This window comes from Streptomyces sp. NPDC037013 (assembly GCF_055607265.1).
Genome location: NZ_JBVJRV010000003.1, coordinates 411,520 through 435,394 on the forward strand (window position 1 = coordinate 411,520; position 23,875 = coordinate 435,394).

The following is a 23,875-nucleotide window of genomic DNA, read 5'->3' on the forward strand; positions in this document are numbered from 1 at the left end:
GACGAGGGACCGGCCCCACCGACCCCGAGGGGGATGCCGTATGCGCCGTACCCGCCGCGCGTCCCGGTCCCGTGCCGGATCCGGGTCCGGATCCCGTACGCCGTCCGATCCGGGGGCCCGCGCCCGTCGCAGGGCCGGGAACGCCGCCATAGGGGTCGTCACCGCCGTCGCACTCTGCGCCGGGGCGTGGCTGCTGCGCAGTGGCACCGAGTCGCATCCGCCGCCGCAGCCCTCCGCCGCCCAGGCCTCGTCGGCCGGGCCCGGCACCCGCCACCACGACCCCGCGGCCGCCCACGACGCCGGCACCGTGCCGCTCCCCCCGTCCCCGCCCGACCGGGTGCGGATCCCCGCGATCGGCGTCGACACGCCGCTGATGGGGCTCGGCCTGACCCGGCAGGGCAGCCTCGACGTGCCGCCCCTGAACCGGAAGAACCTGGCGGGCTGGTACGAGGCGGGCACCACGCCGGGCGAGCGCGGCACCGCCATCGTCGCCGGACACGTCGACAACAAGGAGGGCCCGGCCGTCTTCTACGAGCTGGGCGCGTTGCGGAAGGGCAGCAGGATCGAGGTCGAGCGCAGGGACGGCAGCGTGGCGGTCTTCACCGTGGACGCGAACGAGGTGTACGACGCCGCCGACTTCCCCGACGAGAAGGTGTACGGCGCCGCGTCCCGGCCGGAGCTGCGCGTCATCACCTGCGGCGGCAAGTACTCGAAGCAGACCGGCTACCAGGGCAACGTCGTCGTCTTCGCGCACCTCACCGCGGTGCGCTGACGCTCACGCCAGCCACTGCTCGTACGCCATCTTCACGACGAGCGCGAAGACCGTGGTCAGCAGGACGGCCCGGACGAAGCCGCTGCCCTTCTTCAGCGCGGTGCGCGCCCCGAACATGCCGCCCGCGAGGTTGAAGACGGCCATCAGGCCGGCCAGCTGCCACAGGACCGCGCCCTGCCAGGTGAACATCGCGAGGGCGCCCGCGTTGGTGCAGCAGTTGACGATCTTCGCGGTGGCGGAGGCCGAGACGAGGTCCAGGTGGAGCACGGCGGTCAGGGCCAGGACGAGGAAGGTGCCCGTGCCGGGCCCGATGAGACCGTCGTAGAAGCCGATGCCGAGGCCCGCGAGGCCGATCGCGGCGAGGATCCGCTTCGGGGACGCGGGGCCGGCGGCCGGCGCGGTGCCGAAGGCGGGCCGCAGGATGACGAAGGCGGCGACGGCCAGGAGCACCACCATGATCACGGGCTTCAGCACCTCGGTGCTCATCCCGGCCGCGAAGAACGCGCCGCCCATCGAACCGGCGAGCGCGGCGAGGCCGATCCGTACCGCGGTCGCCACGTCGACGGGGGTCTTCCTGACGTACGTCACGGCGGCGCCCGTCGTCCCCACGATCGCCACGGCCTTGTTGGTGCCGAGGGCGTGCGCGGCCGGGGTGCCGCCCGGCAGGCCGAGCAGGAGCGCGGGGAGCAGCAGCAGTCCCCCGCCGCCGACCACGGCGTCGATCCAGCCGGCCGCGAGGGCGGCGAGACAGAGGACGACGATCACGGTCATGGATATGTCAGGCATGATCATGACCCTATGGACGCGGTGATCACACCGTCCACGGAAATCGTGAGAGTTGAGGCTCTTCTGAGGTCTCAGGTGTGAAATCAGCCGGTGGCCTCTTCAAGGGGTCACGGGGCCGCCTGGGGCGCTGAGGCTCCGCTCGGGGCGCGGTCGGGGGGTGGGGGTGCCGCCGGGTCCACGGTGAGCGCGAGCGCCGTGGCGACGAGCGCGCTCGCTCCCGCGAGGCCCGCGGTGAGTCTGCGGCGGGCGCGCAGGGTGGGGCCCGGGGCGGGGGCTGCGGGTTTGCGGTGGCGTCCCATGGGCCGGCTGACCAGCTTTCTCGGATCGATCAGTGCGTCGGGTTCGGGGGCGGGGATGGGGGTGGGGGTGGGGCCGGGGGTGGGGATGGCCTCGGGTTCGGGTCAGAAGGTGAAGTACTCCGCGTGGATTCGGGCCCTTGGGACGCCCGCGCGCACTAGTGCCGTCGTCGCCGCCTCGGACATGCCGGGCGGGCCGCACAGGTAGACGTCGTGTTCGGCGAGGTCGGGGATCAGGTTGCGCAGGGCCTGGGGGGCGATCGGGTCGAACGCCGCGTCGGAGGGGCCGAGCAGGTAGTGCAGCGCGAACCGGCGGCGTTCCGCGATGGCCTCCAGTTCCTGTCTCAGGATCAGGTGCCCGGCGCTGCCCGCGCGGTAGAGCAGGGTGACGTCGCCGGGGCCGCCCGGCAGTGTTTCGAACAGGGCCCGCATCGGGGTGATGCCGACGCCGCCCGCGAAGAGCAGCACCTTGCGCCGGGTGCGGCGGTGCGCGGTGAGCGCGCCGAAGGGGCCGGTGGCCAGGACGCGGGTGCCGGTCCTGAGGCGCCGCATGCGGCGGGTGTGGTCGCCGGCCGCCTTCACGGTGATGCGCAGCGTGTCGTCGCGGACCGGCGCGGAGAGCGAGAAGGGCAGCGCGGTGTGCCAGAGCCTGCGCTGCAGGAAGCGCCACCGGAAGAACTGGCCGGGTTCCGCGCGCAGTCCGTCGACGCCGATGCCCTGCACGGTGACGGAGACGACCCCCGGGCCCTCGTCGCGTACGTCGACGACGCGCAGGCTGTGCCGCAGCGCCTGCCGTACGGGGACGACGAGCCGGTACCAGACGAGCAGGACCGCGACGGTGGCGTGCGCAAGCGACCAGAGCCACAGGGTGAGGACGCCGCCCGCGACGTCCGGTCCGGCGAGCTGGTGCGCGAAGGCGAGGGCCGCGCCGAGGTAGGTGAGCAGGTGCACGGCACGCCAGGTCTCGTGCGGGATGCGGCGGCGCAGGGCCCGGGCCGAGGTGGCGCCGACGGCCGCGAGCAGGGCGGTGCCCGCGGTGGCGGCGGCGAGGCCGGGGTAGCCGAGCAGGTCGAGGGTGGTGCTCAGCAGGTCGGTGCCGGTGTGGGCGGCGTATCCGCAGAGGGCGAGGGCGGCGTGGGCCGCGCAGAGGCTCAGCACGTGGCGGCCGCCGAGCGCGTGCAGCCGGGCGAGGCGGTCGGCGCCGACGCCGTGCTCGACGGCGGGTACGCGGGCCATCAGGAACAGCATGACGAGGATCCCGTATCCGGCGAGCAGTCCCGTGAGGTGCGCGCCGGTCGCGAACAGCACGGCGAGTCCGGCGGACGGCTCCATCTGGACCGCCCACCCCGCGGTGACGGTGAGCGCGCCGCCGGCGATTCCCGCCCGCAGGGCGCGGGGCGAGAGGCGGACGGGCGGGGCGGGGGTGAGGGGCCGGGTACGCGGAGGGCGGCGGCCGGTACGGGCCTGTGCCGGGCCTTCGGGGCCTGTCTGATCACCCGGGGCGGGTGGGGTGCTCCGGTCCCCCAGGGCGGGTGGGGTGCCCTGGTCCTGTGGGGCGTCCATCTGGCGCAGGTATGCGGCCAGGGCGGGGTACGCGTCGAGTCGGGGGTCGGCTGCCTCGGTGGTCACGGCGGCACATTAGGCGCCGGGGAGGGCTGGAAGTTCCTGGTCAGCGGTGTTCCCGCGATCTTTAAGGCGGCCTTGAGGGTCGGCTCAACGGGCGTTAAGCAAGGGGCCCCGGTGGCCGGGCCGGAGGGCCTCACAGTCCTGGCCCGCTCTCGCTGAGGGCAGCGTTCCTTGAGGGAAACAGGTCCGATCCTGCCGGGTAACACCGGCACCGCAGGCTGCTGGACATGACCTCCTCAGCGCAGCCGACGGCCCTCGGCACCGACACCGGCCCCGCTCCGGCCGACGGTGTGGTGGTGATCGGCGCGGGTCTGGCCGGCGCCCGGGTGGCGCAGCGGCTCGGCGCCGGGACCGTACTGATCGGCGAGGAGGAGCACTCCCCGTACAACCGGGTCCTGCTGGCCGAGGTCCTCGCGGGCCGGTACGGGCCGGATGTGATCGCGCTGCCGACTCCGCCGGGGCCCGTGCTGCGCACCCGCGTGGTCCGCATCGACCGTGCCGCGCGCCGCGTGCTCTGCGCGGACGGCGAGGTCGTCCCGTACGGCACGCTCGTCCTCGCGACGGGGTCGAACCCCGTACTGCCGCCGCTGCGCGGCCTCTTCGCGCCCGGCGCCGGCGAACTCCCCGGCGGGGTGCACGCGTTCAGGACCATGGACGACTGTCTCGCGCTCTCCGCCGCGGTGGCGCCCGGCGTCCGTGCCGTCGTCATCGGCGGCGGCCTCCTCGGGGTGTCGGCGGCCCGTGCCCTCGCCCGGCGGGGCGCCCAGGTCGTGCTGGTCCAGCAGGCGGAGCGGCTCATGGAGCGGCAGCTCGACCCGGCCTCCTCGGAGCTGGTGCACCGGCACCTCACGGAGCTGGGGGTCGAGGTGCACACCGAGTGCCGGGTGCGCGGGGTCGTCGTCACCGGTGGTGCCGTGCGGCGCGTCGAGCTCGCCGACGGCTATCTGCTCGACACCGATGTGACCGTTCTCGCCTGCGGGGTGCGGCCCCGCACCGGGCTGGCGCAGGCCGCCGGTCTCGACGTGCGCCGGGGCGTCGTCGTGGACGACCTGCTGCGGACGTCCGACCCGCACATCAGGGCGGTCGGCGACTGCGCGGAGCACGCGGGCCGGGTCTACGGCCTGGCGACACCCGCCGTCGAGCAGGCCGACGCCCTCGCCGACGTCCTCGCCCGCGCGCCGGCCGACCGGGACGGCGCCCGCCCGTACACCGGCACCCGCACCCTCACCCGCCTCACCCTGCCGGGCCCCGGCCCGCTGGACCTCGCGGCCTTCGGCGATCCGCGGGCCCGCCCCGACGACGACGTCGTCCAGCTCACCGACGCCACCCGCGGCACGTACCGCAAGGTCGTCGTCCGCGACGGCCGGCTGGTCGGCGGTGTCCTGCTCGGCGAGCTCGCGGCGGTCGGCGCGCTCGCCCGCGCCTGGGAGGCCGACGACCCGCTGCCCGACGACGACAGTCCCCTGCTCCACCTGCTCACCCATCCCCAGCCCCTCGACCTCGCTCGAGCAGGGGAGACCCCAATCGGAGGCCGCTGACATGCCGATGCCCGCACAGACCCCGCAGACCCGCCCCACCCTCGTGCTCGTCGGGCACGGCATGGTCGGCCAGCGCTTCCTCGAAGCCGCCGCCGAGCAGGGCCTCACGGCGAGCCACCGGATCGTGGTGCTGTGCGAGGAGCCGCGGCCCGCCTACGACCGGGTGCAGCTCACCTCGTACTTCTCGGGCCGCACGCCCGACGAACTGTCCATGACCGACCGGGAGTTCCTCGACGAGCACGGCATCGAGCTGTACGTCGGCGACGCGGCGGAGAGCTTCGACCGGGGCGCCAGGACGGTCACCGCGCGCTCGGGCGCCGTCTTCCCGTACGACACGCTGGTGCTCGCGACCGGCTCCTACCCCTTCGTGCCGCCGGTGCCCGGCAAGGAGGCCACGGGGTGTTTCGTCTACCGCACCATCGAGGACCTGCTCGCCATCGAGGAGTACGCGAAGCGGCGGGCCACCACCGGCGCGGTCGTCGGCGGCGGGCTGCTCGGCCTGGAGGCGGCGGGCGCGCTCAAGGGGCTCGGACTCGCCACGCACATCGTGGAGTTCGCGCCGCGCCTGATGCCGGTGCAGGTCGACGAGGGCGGTGGCGCCGCGCTGCTGCGGACCATCACCGGGATGGGTCTGACCGTGCACACCGGTACCGGCACGCAGGAGATCGTGACCGGTGAGGACGGCGCCGTGACCGGCATGAAGCTGTCCGACGGGAGTGAACTCGCCACGGATCTCGTGGTGTTCTCGGCGGGTGTCCGGCCGCGCGACCAGCTCGCCCGCGAGCACGGCCTCGCGGTCGGCGAGCGCGGCGGCATCACCGTCGACGAGCAGTGCCGCACCAGCGACCCGCACGTGTACGCGATCGGCGAGTGCGCCCTCGCGGCGGACGGCCGGGTCTACGGGCTGGTCGCGCCGGGGTACGAGATGGCGCAGACGGCGGCGGCCGCCATCGCCTCCCGGGAGGCGTCCTTCACCGGCGCCGACCTGTCCACCAAGCTGAAGCTCCTCGGCGTCGACGTGGCGTCGTTCGGCGACGCGCACGGCGCGGCCGAGGGCAGCCTCGACGTCGTCTACACCGACTCGCGCTCGGGCACGTACAAGAAGCTGGTGATGGCGCCGGGCGGCGAACTGCTCGGCGGGATCCTCGTCGGTGACGCGGAGGCGTACGGGCTGCTGCGCCCGCTCACCGGGTCCGTGCCGCCCGTACCGGCCGAGCAGTTGGTGCTTCCCGCGGGTGCGGGCGCCCCCGTGGCGCTGGGCCCGGAGTCGCTGCCCGGCTCCGCGGTGATCTGCAACTGCCACAACGTCACCAAGGACGAGATCTGCGCCTGCTCCTCGCTGCCCGAGGTGAAGAAGTGCACCAAGGCCGGTACGGGCTGCGGGAGTTGCCTGAAGGTGATCGGGCAGCTGCTGCCCAAGAGCGGCGACGGCGGCCTGTGCGGCTGCTTCGGGCAGAGCCGCCAGGAGCTGTACGAGATCGTGCGCGCCCTGCGCATCACCTCCTTCCGTGAACTCCTCGACGCACACGGCCGCGAGGAGGCGCGCGGCGGCGAGGGCTGCGACGAGTGCAAGCCGGCGGTCGGTTCGATCATCGCGTCGCTGGCGCCGACGATCGGCGCCGAGGGGTACGTCCTCGACGGCGAGCAGGCCGCCCTCCAGGACACCAACGACCACTTCCTCGCCAACCTCCAGAAGAACGGCTCCTATTCGGTGGTGCCCCGCATCCCCGGCGGTGAGATCACCCCGGAGAAGCTGATCGTGATCGGCGAGGTGGCGCGGGACTTCGGGCTCTACACGAAGATCACCGGCGGTCAGCGCATCGACCTGTTCGGCGCGCGCGTCGAGCAGCTGCCGATGATCTGGACGCGGCTGGTGGACGCGGGCTTCGAGTCCGGGCACGCCTACGGCAAGGCGCTGCGGACCGTGAAGTCCTGTGTGGGGCAGACCTGGTGCCGTTACGGCGTGCAGGACTCGGTGCGGATGGCCATCGATCTCGAGCTGCGCTACCGGGGCCTGCGCGCCCCGCACAAGCTGAAGTCGGCGGTCTCCGGGTGCGCCCGCGAGTGCGCCGAGGCCCAGTCCAAGGACTTCGGCGTGATCGCCACGGCGAGCGGCTGGAACCTGTACGTCGGCGGCAACGGCGGCGCCACCCCGCGCCACGCCGACCTGCTCGCGCAGGACCTGGACGACGCCGAACTGGTGCGCCTCATCGACCGGTTCCTGATGTTCTACATCCGCACCGCCGACCGCCTGGAGCGCACCGCCGCCTGGCTGGACCGGATCGACGGCGGCCTCGACCACGTGCGCGACGTCGTCGTCCACGACTCGCTGGGCATCTGCGACGAGCTGGAGTCGCTGATGGCCGCGCACGTCACGCACTACCGCGACGAATGGGCCGAGACCCTGGACGACCCGGAGCGGCTCGCCCGCTTCGTCTCCTTCGTCAACGCGCCGGGCGTGCCCGACCCCACGGTCGGCTTCGTCCCGGAGCGCGACCAGATCAAGCCCGACCTCCCCCTGCTGTCCATCGGCCCCCGCCCCCTGGAAGGAGCCTCACGATGAGCGACTCGACCGCCTCCCGTGTCCACCTGCGCCTGGACGACGACTGGTTCGCGATCTGCGACCGTACGCAGCTGATGCCGGGCCGGGGCCTCGCCGCCCTGCTCCCGGACGGCCGGCAGGCCGCGCTCTTCCTCGACCGCGGGGGCCGCGCGTACGCGATCGACAACCGGGACCCGTTCACGGGTGCCGCGGTCCTCTCCCGGGGGCTGCTCGGGACGGAGCGGGGGCGGCCGTTCGTCGCCTCGCCGCTGCTGAAGCAGCGGTTCGACCTGGAGACGGGGCGGTGCCTGGACGACGAGGAGGTCGCGGTGGAGGTGCACCCCGTCCGTATCGCTTGACCGATCGTTCCAGAAAAGGTCTTGACCGGTCGTTCCAGAAAGACGTAGCGTTCCCCTCGTGGCCAGGACCAAGGAATTCGATCCGGACGCCGCGCTGCAGTCGGCCGTGGAGCTGTTCTGGCGGCGCGGCTACGAGGCGACGTCGATGGCGGATCTCGTCGAGGCGCTCGGCATCGGGCGCGCCAGCATCTACGCGACCTTCGGGAACAAGCACGAGCTGTACCTGAAGGCCCTTGAGCGGTACGGCGAGTCCCAGAAGCCGCTGCTCCTCGCGGAGCTGGCGCAGCCCGGCCCGGCGCTGCCCGCCGTCCGCGCGGTGGTGCGCCGCTTCGGCGCCGAGGCCGTGACCGACGAGGGCCGCCGGATGGGGTGTTTCGTCACCAACACGGCGGCCGAGCTGGCCCCGCACGACGAGGCGGCCGCCCGCTGCGTCGAGCGCAGCTGGGACCAGATCGAGACGCTGCTGCACTCCGCGCTGGTGCGCGCGCAGGCCCAGGGCGAGCTGCCCCGGGAGCGCGATCCGCTGACGGTCGCCCGCATGCTCCTCGTCCTGATGCAGGGCCTGCGGGTGGTCGGCAAGGCGTCCAAGGACCCCGCGCGGGTGCGGGACGCGGTGGAGCAGGCGCTGGCCCTGCTGGACTGACCCGCGCCGTACCGCCGCGCCCTTGCCGGCCCCCTCCCCCCTACTACTCCCCGCCCTCCCGGCCACGTTTTTCATGCCCTCATATTGAACCGATCGGTCAAGAAAAGAGTCCATGTCATGAACGCTTCTGCGCCCGCCACCCGCTCCCGCTTCGCCGGCCGCACCGCCCTCGTCACCGGCGGCGGCTCCGGTCTCGGCCGCGCCACCGCGCTCGCGTTCGCCGCCGAGGGCGCCAACGTCGTCGTCGCCGGGCGCACCGAAGGTCCCCTGAAGGAGACCGTGGACCTCATCGAGGAGGCCGGCGGCACGGCCCTCGCCGTCACCGCCGACGTCTCCCGCTCCGCCGACCTCGCCGCGCTCGTCGCCACCGCCGTCGACCGCTTCGGCTCCCTGGACGTGGCCGTGAACAACGCGGGCATCCTGCGCGGCGGACAGCCCCTCGCCGAGCTGCCCGAGGAGGACTGGCGCCTGATGCTGGACATCAACGTCACCGGCGTCCTGCTCGCCCTGCAGGCCGAGGTGGCGCAGATGCGCACCCAGGCGGGCGGCGGCACCATCGTGAACATCGGCTCCACGCTGGGCGCGCACAAGACCGCCCCGGGCGCGGGGGCATACGGGGCGACCAAGGCGGCCGTCTCCGCGCTGAGCCGCGCGGCCGCGGCCGAGCACATCCGGGACGGGGTCCGCATCAACACCGTCAGCCCCGGCCCCTCCGACACCACCATGTCCCTCCAGCCCGGCGAGACCGCGGCCGACCGGGCCGCCCGCATGAAGGAGGCGACCCCGCTCGGCCGCGTCTCGACGACCCAGGAGGTCGCCGCGGCCGTGCTGTACCTGGCCTCGGACGAGTCGGGCTCCGTGGTCGGCGCCGACCTGGTGATAGACGGCGGCGCCGCCGCCTGAGCGGTGGCCCCGCCGTGGGCTCCCTCCCGCCCGGCCTACCCTGGGGCGAGCAGTCGACGGAGAGGGAGCCTGTCATGGCGGCATGGACCGCGAGCGCCATCCCCGACCAGAGCGGCCGCACGGCCGTGGTCACCGGAGCCAACAGCGGCATCGGCTACGTCACCGCGCGCGAGCTGGCCCGCCGCGGCGCCCGCGTCGTCTTGGCCTGCCGCAGCGAGGAGCGGGGCAGCGCGGCGGTGGCCCGGCTGCTCACCGAAGTGCCGGGCGCGCACGTCGAGTTCGGCCGGCTCGACCTCGGCGAGCTGGCGTCCGTGCAGCGGTTCGCGGCGGCGTACGAGAGCACCCGCCTGGACCTTCTGATCAACAACGCGGGCGTGATGGCGCTGCCGTTCCGCCGCACCGCGGACGGCTTCGAGACGCAGTTCGGCGTCAACCACCTCGGCCACTTCGCGCTGACCGGACTGCTGCTCCCCCGCCTCATGGAGACCCCCGGGTCCCGGATCGTCACGGTCTCCTCGGGTCTGCACGTTCTCGGCAACATCGACATCGGCGATCTCAACGGCGAGCGCCGCTACCGCCGTTGGCTCGCCTACGGGCGCTCCAAGACCGCCAACCTGCTCTTCGTCCACGAGCTCGCTCGACGCCTCGCCGCCACCGGCTCCGACACCGTGGCGGCCGCCGCCCACCCCGGCTACGCCTCCACCAACCTGCAGACCGCGGGCCCCAGGATGGAGGGGCGCAGGGCCACCGCGCGCGCCGTGGAGCTCGCCAACCGGGTCGTCGCCCAGTCCGCCGAGGCCGGCGCGCTGCCCACGCTGTACGCGGCGACGGCGCCCGGCGTGCGGCCCGACTCGTTCACCGGCCCCGGCCCCCTCGGGTACCGCGGGGCGCCCGCGCGGTCCTGGCGCGCTCCGTGGACGCTGAACGACGTGGCCGCGGAGCGGCTCTGGGCGGCGTCGGAGGACCTGACGGGCGTGCGGTACGACGCCCTCAAGGGCTGACCCGGGGCCTTCTCGCGGTCAGGCCGCCCCGCGCAGCTCCAGCGCGGCCAGCGGGATGAAACCGGGGCCCGCCCCGTCGGTCGACGCGTCCCGGCCGCCGAGGCGCCGGAGCATGGCGAGCGCGATCCGCTCCCCCTGCGCCTTGGCCCGGTCCGCGTTCGGGCCCCGGTGCGCTCCGTCGACCGTGGCGTGCCACAGCTGGACCCACCGGCCGAAGTGCTCGGCGGTGAGCGGACGCGCGGCGTGCAGCGCGGCGTGCGGGGCGAAGGCGTCGCGGCGGTACTCGGCGGTGCGGAAGAGCGCGCGCTCCCAGAAGTCGGTGATGCGCGGCAGGTGGACGTCGAGGTCCGTCCCGGCGATCTCCGTGAAGAAGGGGCCGATCAAGGGGTCGGCGAAGGCCGCCGCGTAGAAGCGGCGGAGCAGTACGTCCAGATCGGCGCGGCCGGCGATGTCCACACGTACGACTGTGACACGGGCGGGGGCCGCGATGCCGGGGGAATGCCGGATGTCCGGCGTGACCTGCGCGACGTGCGGGGTGGAGCGCGGGAGGCGCGGGGCGGGGTGCGGGGCGTCCATGGGTCCACGGTCCGCCCGCCGCCCGCTCTCTCCCAGGGCCGAAGGTCCCGCTCAGCGCAGGTCGGAGGCCTCGAAGACGGCCCTGGCCGCCGCCTCGTCGACGCGCGCGGCCAGCCGCCGCAGCTCGGCGTGGCCGGTCCGGAGGAGGCCGGTCTCCAGGGCGGTGCGGGCGCCGGTGTCGAGGCGGTGCAGGAGCAGCGGGTTGTCCACGAGGACCTGCGGATCCAGCTCCACGCGGTTGCCGAGCGAGTCGCACAGGACGAGGCGGGCGGCGACTCCTTCGCTGTACCGCACGGCGGTCAGCAGGCAGGTGCACACGTGCCTGCGCCGCACGAGTCCGCGCACGGCGAGCCAGCCGGGGCCCGCGGTCACCCGTACGGGGTGCAGCACCAGGTGGAGCAGGGCGGCGAGGGCGGCCCACAGGCACCCGCGGGCGGGGGTGAGCGTGCCGTTGACGCCGTCGATGAGGAGGACGAGGGCGAAGAGCCCGCACGCGCAGAGGACGGCGACCCGCACCTCGGCGGCCCAGCCCCGGTCGGCCACGACCGGCGCCGGGGTCCCCGCCTCCCCGGCCCCCGCCTCCCCGGCGTCGCTCCGGACCCGGTCGTCCCGCGCCCGGCCCCGGTGGGCCGCGTCCCGTCCCGTGATGTCGTGTCCCATGTGCGGAACCGTAGAACGGCCCGCCGCCCCACGTCACCGCCGTTGACGGGGCACATACACGCGACCGTGCCACCCTGACGCCCCGCTGACGCGCACGCCGGCGTGGCAGGTGACACTCGGCCGCAACACCCCTGTCGTAATCGCGCCGCATGGTTGATCGTTGAGCCGGGCACACAAGGCCACGCCACGGAGTTCCGACATCACGCAGGGGGACGACCAGCATGACCATCAGCCGTAGGACACTGCTCGGCACGGGCACGGCCGCCGCGACCGGCGCCGCGCTCGGGCTGCTCACCGCGTGCGGCTCCAACACGGGCCGGGGCGATGGGGGTTCGGGCAAGGGGCCGAAGCTGTCGCAGTGGTACCACCAGTACGGCGAGGCGGGCACCGAACAGGCCGTGAAGCGGTACGCCACCGCGTACAAGAAGGCGGACGTCAGCGTCCAGTGGCGGCCCGGCAACTACGACGAGCAGACCGCCGCGGCCCTGCTCACCGACTCCGGCCCGGACGTCTTCGAGGTCAACGGCCCCTCCCTGGACCAGATCAGGGGCGGCCAGGTCGTCGACCTCACCGATCTCTTCGAGGGCGTGAAGGACGACTTCAACCCGGTGCTGCTGGCGCCCAAGACGTACGACGGGAAGATCTGGGCCATCCCGCAGGTCGCCGACATGCACCTGCTCTACTACCGCAAGAGCCTGCTGGCCGACGCGGGCGTGCGGCCGCCGAAGAGCCTGGACGAGCTGGTCGACGCGGCGAAGGCGCTCACCACCAAGAAGGTGAAGGGCCTCTTCCTCGGCAACGACGGCGGCGCGGGCGCCCTCGGCATCACGCCCCTGTACGCGGCGGGCCTCTCCTCCGTCACCGAGGACGGCGAGGTCGGCTTCGACGACCCGGCGGCCGCCCGCACCCTCGGCAAACTGCACCAGCTGTACGCGGACAAGTCGCTGCTGCTCGGCGCGCCCGCCGACTGGTCGGACCCGTCGGCGTTCGTGCAGGAGCTGACCGCCATGCAGTGGTGCGGCCTGTGGGCGCTGCCCGCCGTGAAGAAGGAGCTGGGCGACGACTTCGGCGTGCTCGCGCTGCCCGCCGACGGCGCGCACGGCAGGCCCGCGCTGCCCGTCGGGTCGTACGGCGCGGCGGTGAGCGCCCGCAGCGACCACAAGAAGGCGGCCAAGGAGTTCCTGAAGTGGCTGTGGATCGACCGCACGGAGTACCAGGAGGACTTCGCGCTGTCGTACGGCTTCCACATCCCGGCCAGGCTCTCCCTCGCGAAGAAGGCCGACAAGCTGAAGGAGGGCCCGGCGGGGGACGCCGTGCGCTACTCCACGGAGTACGGCTACGCCCAGCCGCTGCTGTGGACGCCGCCGAGCCGCACCGCGTACCAGGACGCGCTGAGCCGCATCATCAAGTCCGGCGCCGACCCGGAGAGTGAGCTGAAGTCCGTCGTGCGCAAGGTGCGGGCCGAGCTGGACCGCGCCAGGAAGAAGTCGTGAGCCGCGCCCCCGTCGGCCGCCGGCTCCTGGGGACCCAGAACCGCACCCTGTGGTTCTGGGTCTTCGTCGGCCCCTTCGCGCTCGGCCTGGCCCTCTTCACGTACGTGCCGCTCGCCTGGAGCGTCTACCTCAGCTTCTTCGACGCCCACAACACGGTCTCGCCGACCGACTTCATCGGCTTCGACAACTACACCTCGATGCTGCGGAACGACGCGTTCACCGACAGCCTCGTCACCTTCGCGGTCTTCTCCGCCTTCATCGTGCCGACGACGTTCGTCCTGTCCCTCGCGCTCGCGCTGATGGTGAACCAGATGCGCCGCGCCCAGGCGTTCTTCCGGTCGGTCTTCTTCCTCCCCGCGGCGTGCAGTTACGTCGTGGCGGCGCTGATCTGGAAGCTGTCGATCTTCAACGGGGTGCGGTTCGGGCTGGCCAACACCGTCCTCGGCTGGTTCGGCGCCGACCAGACCGCATGGCTCTCGACCACCGATCCGCCCTGGTACTGGCTGGTCATCGTCACCGTACGGCTCTGGCTCCAGGCCGGCTTCTACATGATCCTCTTCCTCGCGGGCCTGCAACGGATCTCGCCCACCCTGTACGAGGCGGCGGCGGTGGACGGGGCGCGCCCCGGCTGGCAGGTGCTGCGCCACATCACGCTCCCGCAGCTGCGCGCGACCTCCGTCGCCGTGACACTGCTCCTGGTCATCAACGCCTTCCAGGCATTCGACGAGTTCTACAACCTGCTCTCGGACTCCCAGGGTTACCCGCCCTACGCCCGCCCGCCGCTGGTCTACCTCTACTACACGGCGCTCGGGCAGGAGCAGAACCTCGGCTTCGGCAGCGCGGGCGCGGTGATCCTCGCGCTGATCATCGCGGTGGTGACGATCGGCCAGGCGCGCTGGTTCGGCCTCGGCGGGAAGGAGGACTGACGACCGTGACCACACCGGCGAAACGCCCGCTCGAGGACGCCCTGGTGCGGGTGGGCCGCGCGCTGCGCGTCGTCCTGCTGATCGCCCTCGCGCTGCTCTTCCTGATCCCCTTCTACCTCCTCGTGCGCAACGGCCTCGCGTCCGAGGACGACATCACCTCGCCCGACTGGACGTTCTTCCCCTCGACGCTGCACTGGTCGAACCTCTCCGAGCTCTTCGACGACCCGACGGTCCCGATGGCGCGCGCCCTGCTCAACTCCTCGCTGATCGCGGTCGCGACGACCCTCGGCACCCTCGTCCTCGCCTCGCTCGCCGGGTACGGCCTGGCCCGCATCCCCTACCGCCACGCGGACCGGGTCTTCTACGCGATCCTCGGCACGATGATGGTCCCGGCGGCCGTCACCTTCGTGCCGAGCTTCGTGCTCGTCTCCTCGCTCGGCTGGGTGTCGACCCTGCGCGGCCTGATCGTGCCCACCCTCTTCTCGGCCTTCGCGTGCTTCATCTTCCGGCAGTACTTCCTGGGCTTCCCACGGGAGTTGGAGGACGCGGCGCGGGTCGACGGGCTCGGATACTGGCGCACGTACTGGCGCGTGGTCGTGCCGAACTCGCGCCCCGTCTTCGCGGCCGTCGGCACGATCGTGTTCATCGGCGCCTGGAACTCCTTCCTGTGGCCCCTGGTGATCGGCCAGGACCGCGACGCGTGGACCGTCCAGGTGGCCCTGGCCACCTTCACCACCTCCCAGGTCATCCGCCTGCACGAACTGTTCGTCGCGGCGGCGGTGTCGATCGTGCCGCTGCTCGTGGTCTTCCTCTTCTTCCAGCGGTGGATCGTGGCGGGGGTGGAGCGGTCGGGGATCGACGACTGACCGGGCCACGACCGGCCTCATTCGGCTTCGGTCAGCTCCTCCACGCGTTCGGGCAGCTTGCGCAGTCTGGACAGCGACTGGTTCACCAGGCGTACGAGGACGTCGGCGCGGGGCCGGGTGAGGGGAGGCCCGTCGGAGGCCCCGTCGCTCTGCGCGGCCAGCGTCTCCAGGAGTACGGCGGCCTCGGCGGCGGCGGCGTGCAGGCTCTTGACCTGGGCCTCGATGCGGGTCAGGAGGGTGTCGGGGTACTCCTCGGCGGCGGGCGCCGATGGCTGCGCGGGCAGCGGGACGGCGGTCGGGGACGACGACACGGAGCCGGCTGCCGGCAGCGCGGCGGGTGGCGTGGCTCCGGGCGCCGGGGGCGCGGAGACCGTGGGGCCGGTCGCCGCCGGCCCCGGGACCACAGGGCCGGACGGCTTGCCGCTGGTGGCGGGCGCGGCCCCGAAGGGCAGGGTCCCCGACGGCACCGGCACCGGCGGCCTCGGCGCGGCCGTGGCCGCCGCCTTGCGCGGCCTCGTTCCGGTCTCCTTGGGGAATTCCAGGTCGAACCAGAGGGAGTTCATCTCGCGGCCGGGCAGTTCCTTGCCCGAGCCGCTGACCCGCCACGGCTTGCGGTCCCCGTCGTCCATGGCCGCGGCGAGCGCCCGCAGCACGCCCACGGCCATCATCCGGCTCTTGTCGTGCCGCAGCGCCTGCAGACAGTTCATGACGGTCCTGCGCGAGCGCCGGATCCGCTCGCCCGCGTCGCCGATCACCTCCTGGCCGTCGAGCGAACCCCGGTCGGGCTCGATGATCCCGAAGGCGGCCAGCCAGTGCGCGGCCCGGTAGGCCACCAGTTCCTCGAAGGCCGCTTCGTCGGTGCCGGCCGCGGCGAGGAGTTCCGGCAGCCTGCGCCCGGACAGCTCGATGCCGCCGCGGACCTTGGTGGTGAAGACCTCCCCCACACGCGGGTTCCAGGGCCTCGGGTAGCTCTCCGAGGTCAGCGCCGACCAGGTGCGGGCCCGTTGGTTGATCTCCCCGGCCTGGAGCTGGGACGGCGGATGGATCTCGCTGAGCGCCCGCCGCAGCAGCAGCTGTCTGCGCGGCTCGGCGGGGAAGAACTCCTGGAGCAACCGCATGGACCGCAGGTCACGCAGTTCGGACACCTCCATGTCCGGTGTGGCGCCCGGGAGTTCACGGATCGGCGCGAGACCCGAGAGGACCTCGGCCGTCTTCTCGTCCATGAACCGCTGCGCCACGTACATCCCGAGGACGCTCCTGCCGAGCGCCCGCGAGCGGTCGATGGCCGCGAACTCCAGCGGCGGATGCACGTGGTCCCTGCGGTTGTTCATCTGCACGATGCGGTAGAGGCGCTGCGGGGTCGGCGTGCCGATCACCAGGTGCGCGTCCACCACAGCGATCGCCGCGGCCCGCCGGGCCCGTGAACTCTTGGTGGGGTCCTGCTCGTTGTCCTCGGTCTCCGCGTACTCCTTATTGAGTACGGCGGAGAATTCGGGTAGCCAGACGCGGGGGTCGCAGACGAATCCGTCACCGTCCCGTCCCAGCTTCTCCATCGGGACGCCGGCCAGGACCTCCCCCGAAGTCAAACAGAAAATCGATTGCCTCTTCTGTGTTCGATTGTTTCCTCGAACCGCCATCCACCCCCAATAAGCGTCGGGATAAAGCGGATTGCCGTCCGCGTCCACCTCGGTATTGTCCTTGACGCGTACCTGTTGGGGAACATACATTCCCGGGTCCTGCTGTCCATTGAGGACGAGATCCGCTTCGAGGTCGTACGGACGGACCCGGTCGCGCTTGTCCAGGGCGTCCGCCGCGTCCTCGGCGTTCAGCATCAGCGCCTGCCGGTCGGCCACGGTGCTCTCCAGTGCCGCGAACACCTCGCCCCCGTCGGCGCTCGCCCAGGGCCGGATCGAGCCCAGCGCCCCCTCGGTGGTGGGCCCTACCGACGGGTCCGCGACGGACCGCCAGATCGAACTGATCCGCTCGTTGTGCCCCCACTGCACGCCGCCGACGCCGTGCATGCGGACGACGGCGACGACCATGTCACCGGCGTCCGTGCGAATGCGCCGGACCGCGCTCCCCTTGAGCCTGCGCACTCCCTTGGCATCCGGTTCGCCCAGCGTCTGCTCGGGGTCGACGACAAAGGGGGCGATGTTCTCCAGCGCGCCACGCGGGAGGTTGACCCCCTCCGTCGCCAACACCGCCTCGATCCACTCTTCTTGACGCTCCAGCGATACCGGGACCGGGAACGGGCCCCCGACGTAGTCCTCGCTCATGCCTTACCTCGCATCACTGGTCCCGGAGGAGATCGATGACCCACTTGATGAACCGATGGGCCCACCGGTAGACCGGATTTCCCGTCACGGCCTCGACGATCACGAAGACGGCCCGGAGAATCAGCAGCCGGTCCGCGACGCGACGACGGCGCTCCAAGTCGGCCTCGGCGAACTCCCGTTCCCGTTCTTCCCGTCGAACCCGGGCCTCCTCTTCGGATTCACCCATCGATCAACACCTGTTCTACGGAGGCTGGTTATTATCGAGAAGCCTGGCACCGGCGCGCACGACACCGCCATACTTGCCGGATAGGCAGACTAGTTCGAGGAATTGGTTACCAAAAACAAGCAGGCGGCACCCCGCACGGGGACGCCGCCCACCCAACTCGCAAGCGTTATTGACTAATCGGCATCCAACTGCTAAGCGCCGCCCACCGCCGGGATAGGCCCTGTTCTCCCGAAGCTACGGCGAAGTGACAAGTAGCTCTCTGTGATCAGAGTGACGATCGGTCAGGGAGAGCAAGGCGGGGCCCGAGGAGTTCGCCGGCCGCCTGGAGGGCGGCGAAGTCGGCGTGGGCTGCAACGCGAACAGCAGCTTGCCGGGGCCGGTGGGGTCGTAGATGCCGGGCAGGGGTCCGGCGAGCATCTCCAGGACCAGGCCGTGGGCGGTGAGGTGGTCGGCGAGCGCGGTGAGTTCGGCGGCGTCGCGGCCGAGGCGCTTCATCTCGTACACGGTGAAGATGACTCGGCAGTGCGGGGCGTGCGCCTTGACCTCCCGCGCGGTCCGCAGCGCTTCCTCGAACTTGGGCCGTACGCGGACGCGGGTGCTGATCTTCTCGCTGAAGATCTTGTCCCTCGGGATGCCGTGCTTGCTGAGCGCGTCGAGTCGGGAGTCGAGTTCCTGCCCGAGGGTCGAGCAGCGGGCGTAGCCGATGCGGATGTCCGCGCTCGGCAGGTCCGGGTCGATCGGCGCCGGCGGCAGGGTGCCCGGCCGCCACGGCCGGCCCGGGCCGCGGTCGGCACCCGTAGCGCCTTCTTCAGCCGGGGCACCAGGGTGAAGCGGCGGGTGTGGTAGGCGGAGGCGACCGCGCCGCCGCGCGAGCGGCAAGGGGGCCTCCCCTCTTTTGGGTGAGAACGGGTTCCGAGAACCGATCGGGTGTCGAGCGGGGTCCGGCGGCCGATTGTTGATCTTGCTCGCGCAAAGGAACGTTTATGAGAGTTCGTGTTGCGTCGCTTTTGCTGGCGAGCTTCGGCGACTGAGGTGCTTGATACTCAGCGAGGTGTGGTTACCAAACCCGTCTCATAGGCGGTGATGACAAGTTGGACTCGGTCGCGGGCTTCGAGTTTGGCCAGTAGCCGCGCTACGTGTGCCTTCGCCGTGGCCACGCTGATGTAGAGGTGGGTGGCGATCTCGCTGTTGGACATGCCGCGTCCGACGAGGGTCAGTACCTCGCGCTCCCGCTCGGTGATGTTCCCGATCGGTCGTGGATGCAGAGCTGGTTCGGGGCGGGCGGCGAACTCTGCGATGAGGCGGCGCGTGACGCTTGGGGCGATCAGGGCGTCTCCGGCGGCGACCACGCGGATCGCCCCGAGGATGTCGTCCAGTGCCATGTCCTTGACGAGAAATCCGCTCGCACCCGCTCTGAGCGCGCCGTAGATGTACTCGTCGTCGTCGAACGTGGTGAGGATAAGGACGCGCGTCGCTCCAGCGGCTGCTGTGATCAGCCCGGTGGCCTCGATGCCGTCCATGCCTGGCATGCGGATGTCCATCACTGCCACGTCGGGCCCGGTGTCCCGGACCAGTCGGACCGCTTCGGCGCCGGTTCCGGCTTCTCCCACGACGTCGATGTCGGGGGCGTCGGCCATCAGGACGCGCAGACCGCTGCGGACCAATGGCTGGTCGTCGGCGAGCACGACGAGGACCGTCATGAGATGTGCACTCTTTCGGGGAGGGGGAGCCGGGCTGCCACACGAAAGCCGCCCTCGGGTAGCGGCCCGGCGGTGAACTGGCCGCGCAGCAGGGTGACGCGTTCCCGCATTCCGGTGATGCCGTATCCGGTGCCGGAGGCGGGGCCGCCGCGGCCGTCGTCGGCGACCTCGATGGTCAGTTCGCCGTCTTGGTAGCCGATGGTGACGCGGCAGTCGGGGGTGTCCGCGTGGCGTACGACGTTGGTGAGGGCTTCCTGGACGATCCGGAAGGCGGCCAGGTCGATATCGGGCGGTAGGGACCGTCGTTCTCCGAGCCATCGCACGTCGGCATGGACGCCCGCGTCCTTCGTTGACGCGGTCAGCCGGTCCAGGTCGGCCAGTCCCGGGGCAGGCTCGCGCGGCGGGGCCCCCGCCCCGGTGCCCGGTTCGGTTCGGCGCAGTGCACCCAGGGTGCGCCGCAGCCCGGCGAGGGTTTCCCTGCTGGTGTCTTCGATGGTGGCCAGCGCATTGCGGGCCTCGTCCGGCTGTGTGTCGATGACCCGGCGGCCCACGCCCGCCTGGATGGCGATGACGCCGATGCTGTGCGCGATCATGTCGTGCAGCTCACGGGCGATCCGGAGCCGCTCGGCCGCGACGGCCTGGGCGGCGGTCTGCGAGCGCAGTGCCGCGGCGTGCTCGCGGCGTTCGCGAACCGAATGGCCGGTCATCCAGGCGGCGGCAAGGGCCAGGACGAGGACCACGACCGTGCGGGTGAAGCCGTCCGTCCCGGTCCCAAGACGTGCGGCGAAGGCGACCTGTACGCCGAGCGTCGTGACGGCAGCGGTGACCGCGATGCGGCGAGGCCGGTTGGCCACCATGTATCCGGCGGCGAGGTCGTTCGCCAGAACCAGCAGATACACGACCTGCCAGAACGGCGTCGTCGTAGCCGTGACGTACGTACCCAGAAGCATCAGTGCCAGGGCCGGCAGCGGACGGCGGCGCAGCAGTCCGAGAGGCAGGACCGTGACCGCGGCCGCCGACACGAAGGGCAAGCCTGGGGAGTCGAAAGGCGTGCCGCGTGCCGCGAAGAACAGCACGAACGGGTAGGCGATCGCCCCACACCAGGCCAGAGCCGCCCGCGCGGCCGGCCGCAGGTGCCGGGACAGCAGGGGACGCGGCTTGGCGGACATGGGGCGATCGTAATCGCCTGACCAGCGGCGGAGCATTGGCCCGTGGGCGTACGCCCACGGGATACAAGCCCTCCCGCCAGTGCAGCCGACGGGCCGATGCCGGACGGGCACTCTCCCCGGCACCGTTGGCCGGGTGATCGAAGTCAACGAACTGACCAAGCGATATGGCAAGGCCACTGCCGTCAGCGGCCTGACCTTCACCGTGCGCCCCGGCCACGTCACCGGGTTCCTCGGCCCCAACGGCGCAGGCAAAAGCACCACACTGCGGATGCTCCTCGGCCTGACCGAACCCACCAGCGGCACCGCCACCATCGACGGTCACCCGTTCCGGGACCATCCGCGCGGCCTGCGCCACGCCGGTGCCCTGCTCGACGCCCATGACGTCCACGGCGGTCGCAGCGCGGTGGCCCATCTGTCCGCCCTGGCCCGCAGCAACGGTATTCCGCGGCGCCGGGTGGGCGAGGTCCTTGAGGAGGTAGGACTGGCTCCTGCGGGCAGGCGCCGCATCGGCGGGTTCTCCCTGGGCATGAAACAGCGGCTCGGCATCGCCGCGGCTCTGCTCGGGGACCCTCCGGTGCTGCTGTTCGACGAGCCGGTCAACGGCCTGGACCCGGAGGGCGTGCGATGGGTGCGCGGCCTGTTCCGGCGGCTGGCGGCCGAGGGGCGCACGGTGTTCGTCTCCAGCCACCTGATGAGCGAGATGCAGAACACCGCCGAGCACCTGATCGTCATCGGCCGGGGCGAGCTGATCGCCGACGAGAGCGTGGCGGAGTTCGCGGCCCGCGGCACCCGCCAGCGCGTGACCGTGCGGACGCCCGACCCCACCGCGCTGGCAGCCGTGCTCGAAGCCGAGGGCGCTTCGGTACAGCCGGACGACTCGGTCACCGACGCAGAGGAGTGGCTCACCGTGAGCGGCCTGAGCGCGGCCCGCATCGGGGAACTCGCCTCCCACCACCGCATCGTGCTCCTTGAGCTGGCCACCCGCACCGCCTCGCTGGAGGAGGCGTTCATGGAACTCACCGCCGACAGCGTCGAATACCTCGCAGGAGAATCCCGATGACCTCGACCACCACACAGCAGACGGGGGTCTCGACCGCCGTGCGCGCCGCCGAGCCCGGCGCCCGCTTCCGCGACCTCCTCGCCGCCGAGTGGATCAAGCTCTGGTCGCTGCGGTCCATTTCCTGGGCGTTCGGGGTCAGCGCGCTGGTCATCATCGCCATCAACATCAGCGCGGCCGTCGCGGACTACAGCAACTGGCCGGCCTACAACGAAGGGATCCGGGCCCTCTTCGTTCCCATCTGGGCCATGCGGGACGCCTTCACCATCGGCGCCTGCATGGTCCTGATACTCGCCACCGGCAGCATCGGCGCCCTCACGGTCGTCGGCGAGTACAGCACCGGACAGATCCGCACGACTTTTGCGGCAGTACCGGCCCGCCGATCGGTCGTAGCGGCCAAGATGACCGTCGTGACGGCAGTCATGCTCCTCTACGGCACGGTCGTCGCGGGCACCTCGTTCGGCGTGACACAGGCCATCCTGTCCGGTCGGGACATCGGCCTGTCCCTCGACTACCCCGGCGCGCTCCGCGCCGTCGCGGCATCCGCGCTGCTCGCTCCGGTGTGTGCGCTCGTCGGCATTGGCCTCGGCGCCCTCATCCGGCACACCGCAGCCACCCTCGTGACGTTCACCGGAATCCTTCTGCTGCTGCCGTTCCTCCTCAACGACCGCCACCGCTGGTCGTCCGCCATCCTTCACGCGCTGCCCCGCAGTGCGTGGGAACGACTGGTGCAGGTGGGCGACCCCTTCGGATCGGCCCCCTACCCGGCGACCATCAGCGGGTCATGGATCGTCTACGCGGCTTGGCCCCTCGCCGCAGCAGTCGTCGCTGTGGTCGCCGTCCGCCGGCACGATCTGTGAGCCCGCAGGGCCTGGCTGTCAAAGATGCACACCGGGCCATTGCAGCAGGCCCCCGGTCCGTACTCGCCGGGTGCCAGACGGGAGTGTGACGGCTCCGCCCCGCGCTCAGGCTTTCGGCCTGGTCGTGCCGCGCGGTGCAGGTCGAGGGGGCTGCGAGCCGGACGCCCTACGGGGGCCGGGCACCAGGGATGCCTCGGCGGCGAGGGCGAGGTGTGAGACTCCTTGTCGGAGCCGGTCAGGTCGCCGTCCTTGCCGTAGAACAGGTCGTGGTTGGCGGAGTTCCAGTTCTCCACGACCTGGAGCCCGTCGTTGGTCTCGCGCCGCAGGGTGCAGTGCCGCAGCACGCCCTCGATCATCGCGGCGACCTCGGAGGCCGAGCAGGACTTGAGCTGGCTGTAGACGCACAGCGACTTCTTCTCGACGTGCCAGTAGATCATCACGCCGGGCCCGCGGTAGCGCTGGTGCCACTCGGTCATGAAGTTCGAGCTCCAGGAGCCGAACTTCTTGGAGTCGCTCGCGCAGGCGGTGCCCTCGCCCCACCACGCCTGACCGCGGGCGGCGAAGGTGGCGTTGACCAGCCGCACCAGCGCCGCGCGCAGGTTGGTCCGGTTGACGAACAGGTGCCGTACGCGGCGCAGGACGGCCTCGCTCTCGCCGTGCTTGCCGGTGACCGCGACGCGCTTGATGCCCATGTTCGTCCCGAGCGCGAACAGCACCAGCAGCAGCCGGTGCCGCAGCACCGCCTTCGGGACCGTCTCCCTGGTGGCGACCGAGGTGAACTCGCCGGTGAAGCCGGTGGCGAACTCGGCCTCCCTGAGGATGTCGATCAGGTCGATGGTGCCCCAGCGGCGTTCGATCTCCGCCTTCAGCACGACGAGGTTCTCCGGCTCCTCCTGCTTGCCAAGCGGCGAGACCTTGATCCACGGCTCGCCATGTCTCTTGACGATGTCCACCCCGCCCGTAGTGCCCAGCTCCAGCGCCGTGCCGAAGCGGGTCAGGGCCTCGCGCAGCCTTTTCTCCAGGGCCTCGATGAACTTCTCCGGGTCCTGCGGCTGGCGGATCGCCGGGACCGGGTACGCGTCCCGGTGCCGTAGCCGGCGAGGGCCTCCGGGAGGCGGACCACGGCAGATGGCCCGCGTCCGAGGCGAGCACGGGGAAGCCGGGCTCCGGCATCCACAAGTCGCGATGGCAGCGGAAGCGGTCGCGCAGGTCGGTAGCGGTGGGTCGGCGGTGTCCGCGGTCTGTTCACGTTCCGGTGATCGGCGGAGATCTGGCCGGAACACCCGTCCTCGCGGGCGGGCCCCGGACCACCCGCCCGCGCGCCCCACCCCGCCTCGCGGGTGCATCGCGCGGCCGGTCCGGCCGGCGGTGCTCGTCGCGGCAGGTGGGCGGCGGGCCCGAGGTGGGGCCGGCCTCTCACGGAGGGGTCCGGATGCTGACATTCGGCCGCCTCAAACGGCGTGATTCTCGCCACCCCTGATAGGGCTTGCGCTCAGATGAGCGCCTCGCGGGCGACTGCACTTCTCCAAGGGGTGGCACTCAGTGCCACTGCTCGATCATTCATGAGGTGAACTCACATCTGAGATTTCTCCGCTCGTTT

At 72.0% G+C, this 23,875-nt stretch carries 23 protein-coding genes; 12 read left to right on the forward strand and 11 right to left on the reverse strand.

Features of this window, described 5'->3' with window-relative positions; translation table 11 throughout:
- Positions 1-40 precede the first annotated feature (40 nt).
- Positions 41-772, forward strand: coding sequence for a class F sortase (locus tag ACZ7DY_RS11730; RefSeq protein WP_471133221.1), 732 nt, complete (start codon positions 41-43; stop codon positions 770-772).
- Between the two features lie 3 nt (positions 773-775).
- Here ACZ7DY_RS11730 and ACZ7DY_RS11735 read toward each other — a convergent pair whose 3' ends face one another.
- The 3 genes from ACZ7DY_RS11735 to ACZ7DY_RS11745 all read right to left on the reverse strand — a co-directional run bounded on the left by ACZ7DY_RS11735 (position 776) and on the right by ACZ7DY_RS11745 (position 3,186).
- Positions 776-1,558: a sulfite exporter TauE/SafE family protein gene (locus ACZ7DY_RS11735; RefSeq protein ID WP_471133224.1), complete on the reverse strand. Its 783-nt coding sequence runs from the start codon at positions 1,556-1,558 to the stop codon at positions 776-778.
- Positions 1,559-1,665: 107 nt separating this feature from the next.
- Positions 1,666-1,857 (reverse strand): hypothetical protein, encoded by a 192-nt coding sequence (locus ACZ7DY_RS11740; RefSeq protein ID WP_471133227.1) that lies wholly within the window; start codon positions 1,855-1,857, stop codon positions 1,666-1,668.
- A 102-nt stretch (positions 1,858-1,959) separates the two neighbouring features.
- On the reverse strand, positions 1,960-3,186 hold the full coding sequence (locus tag ACZ7DY_RS11745) for a ferredoxin reductase family protein (RefSeq protein ID WP_471134520.1): 1,227 nt from the start codon (positions 3,184-3,186) through the stop codon (positions 1,960-1,962).
- A 584-nt stretch (positions 3,187-3,770) separates the two neighbouring features.
- Here ACZ7DY_RS11745 and ACZ7DY_RS11750 point away from each other — a divergent pair.
- The 6 genes from ACZ7DY_RS11750 (at position 3,771) to ACZ7DY_RS11775 (ending at position 10,466) form a co-directional block, all read left to right on the forward strand.
- Positions 3,771-5,018, forward strand: coding sequence for an NAD(P)/FAD-dependent oxidoreductase (locus ACZ7DY_RS11750; RefSeq protein WP_471134523.1), 1,248 nt, complete (start codon positions 3,771-3,773; stop codon positions 5,016-5,018).
- Between the two features lies 1 nt (position 5,019).
- Positions 5,020-7,581: a nitrite reductase large subunit NirB gene (gene nirB / locus ACZ7DY_RS11755; protein ID WP_471133230.1), complete on the forward strand. Its 2,562-nt coding sequence runs from the start codon at positions 5,020-5,022 to the stop codon at positions 7,579-7,581.
- The gene (gene nirD / locus ACZ7DY_RS11760; protein ID WP_471133233.1) at positions 7,578-7,919 is read left to right on the forward strand and encodes a nitrite reductase small subunit NirD; all 342 of its coding nucleotides are present in this window, start codon (positions 7,578-7,580) and stop codon (positions 7,917-7,919) included. Before nirB ends, nirD begins: the two co-directional genes overlap by 4 nt.
- Positions 7,920-7,977: 58 nt before the next feature.
- Positions 7,978-8,562: a TetR/AcrR family transcriptional regulator gene (locus tag ACZ7DY_RS11765; RefSeq protein WP_471133235.1), complete on the forward strand. Its 585-nt coding sequence runs from the start codon at positions 7,978-7,980 to the stop codon at positions 8,560-8,562.
- Positions 8,563-8,679: 117 nt separating this feature from the next.
- Positions 8,680-9,465, forward strand: a complete 786-nt coding sequence (locus tag ACZ7DY_RS11770) for an SDR family NAD(P)-dependent oxidoreductase (RefSeq protein ID WP_471133238.1) — start codon at positions 8,680-8,682, stop codon at positions 9,463-9,465.
- 74 nt (positions 9,466-9,539) lie between these two features.
- Complete coding sequence (locus ACZ7DY_RS11775; RefSeq protein WP_471133240.1) at positions 9,540-10,466, forward strand: oxidoreductase; 927 nt, start codon at positions 9,540-9,542, stop codon at positions 10,464-10,466.
- Between the two features lie 18 nt (positions 10,467-10,484).
- On the opposite strand, the gene ACZ7DY_RS11780 is transcribed toward ACZ7DY_RS11775, so the two are convergent.
- Both ACZ7DY_RS11780 and ACZ7DY_RS11785 read right to left on the reverse strand, forming a co-directional pair.
- On the reverse strand, positions 10,485-11,042 hold the full coding sequence (locus tag ACZ7DY_RS11780) for a group III truncated hemoglobin (RefSeq protein ID WP_471133241.1): 558 nt from the start codon (positions 11,040-11,042) through the stop codon (positions 10,485-10,487).
- A gap of 51 nt (positions 11,043-11,093) precedes the next feature.
- Positions 11,094-11,702, reverse strand: a complete 609-nt coding sequence (locus ACZ7DY_RS11785) for a hypothetical protein (protein WP_471133242.1) — start codon at positions 11,700-11,702, stop codon at positions 11,094-11,096.
- 221 nt (positions 11,703-11,923) lie between these two features.
- On the opposite strand from ACZ7DY_RS11785, the gene ACZ7DY_RS11790 reads away from it, so the two are divergent.
- The 3 genes from ACZ7DY_RS11790 to ACZ7DY_RS11800 are packed head-to-tail and all read left to right on the forward strand — an operon-like array spanning position 11,924 to position 14,987.
- Positions 11,924-13,195 carry an ABC transporter substrate-binding protein gene (locus ACZ7DY_RS11790; RefSeq protein ID WP_471133244.1) on the forward strand — a complete coding sequence of 424 codons (1,272 nt, stop codon included), beginning with the start codon at positions 11,924-11,926 and terminating at the stop codon, positions 13,193-13,195.
- Positions 13,192-14,121, forward strand: coding sequence for a carbohydrate ABC transporter permease (locus tag ACZ7DY_RS11795; protein WP_471133247.1), 930 nt, complete (start codon positions 13,192-13,194; stop codon positions 14,119-14,121). The genes ACZ7DY_RS11790 and ACZ7DY_RS11795 overlap by 4 nt, the downstream gene beginning before the upstream one ends.
- 5 nt (positions 14,122-14,126) lie before the next feature.
- The gene (locus tag ACZ7DY_RS11800; RefSeq protein ID WP_471133249.1) at positions 14,127-14,987 is read left to right on the forward strand and encodes a carbohydrate ABC transporter permease; all 861 of its coding nucleotides are present in this window, start codon (positions 14,127-14,129) and stop codon (positions 14,985-14,987) included.
- A 17-nt stretch (positions 14,988-15,004) separates the two neighbouring features.
- Here ACZ7DY_RS11800 and ACZ7DY_RS11805 read toward each other — a convergent pair whose 3' ends face one another.
- The 5 genes from ACZ7DY_RS11805 to ACZ7DY_RS11825 form a co-directional block, all read right to left on the reverse strand.
- On the reverse strand, positions 15,005-17,263 hold the full coding sequence (locus ACZ7DY_RS11805) for a hypothetical protein (RefSeq protein ID WP_471133251.1): 2,259 nt from the start codon (positions 17,261-17,263) through the stop codon (positions 15,005-15,007).
- A 13-nt stretch (positions 17,264-17,276) separates the two neighbouring features.
- The gene (locus ACZ7DY_RS11810) at positions 17,277-17,489 is read right to left on the reverse strand and encodes a hypothetical protein (protein ID WP_471133253.1); all 213 of its coding nucleotides are present in this window, start codon (positions 17,487-17,489) and stop codon (positions 17,277-17,279) included.
- A 234-nt stretch (positions 17,490-17,723) separates the two neighbouring features.
- Complete coding sequence (locus tag ACZ7DY_RS11815) at positions 17,724-18,368, reverse strand: recombinase family protein (protein WP_471133255.1); 645 nt, start codon at positions 18,366-18,368, stop codon at positions 17,724-17,726.
- Between the two features lie 164 nt (positions 18,369-18,532).
- Positions 18,533-19,189 carry a response regulator gene (locus ACZ7DY_RS11820; RefSeq protein ID WP_471133258.1) on the reverse strand — a complete coding sequence of 219 codons (657 nt, stop codon included), beginning with the start codon at positions 19,187-19,189 and terminating at the stop codon, positions 18,533-18,535.
- Positions 19,186-20,358, reverse strand: coding sequence for a sensor histidine kinase (locus ACZ7DY_RS11825; RefSeq protein WP_471133261.1), 1,173 nt, complete (start codon positions 20,356-20,358; stop codon positions 19,186-19,188). The genes ACZ7DY_RS11820 and ACZ7DY_RS11825 overlap by 4 nt, the downstream gene beginning before the upstream one ends.
- A 133-nt stretch (positions 20,359-20,491) precedes the next feature.
- Here ACZ7DY_RS11825 and ACZ7DY_RS11830 point away from each other — a divergent pair, with 133 nt between their 5' ends.
- Positions 20,492-21,418: an ABC transporter ATP-binding protein gene (locus ACZ7DY_RS11830; protein WP_471133263.1), complete on the forward strand. Its 927-nt coding sequence runs from the start codon at positions 20,492-20,494 to the stop codon at positions 21,416-21,418.
- Positions 21,415-22,275, forward strand: a complete 861-nt coding sequence (locus ACZ7DY_RS11835; RefSeq protein ID WP_471133266.1) for an ABC transporter permease — start codon at positions 21,415-21,417, stop codon at positions 22,273-22,275. Before ACZ7DY_RS11830 ends, ACZ7DY_RS11835 begins: the two co-directional genes overlap by 4 nt.
- On the opposite strand, the gene ACZ7DY_RS11840 is transcribed toward ACZ7DY_RS11835, so the two are convergent.
- Complete coding sequence (locus ACZ7DY_RS11840) at positions 22,209-23,228, reverse strand: Tn3 family transposase (RefSeq protein ID WP_471133268.1); 1,020 nt, start codon at positions 23,226-23,228, stop codon at positions 22,209-22,211. The two genes, ACZ7DY_RS11835 and ACZ7DY_RS11840, sit on opposite strands and share 67 nt — an antisense overlap.
- Between the last annotated feature and the right edge of the window lie 647 nt (positions 23,229-23,875).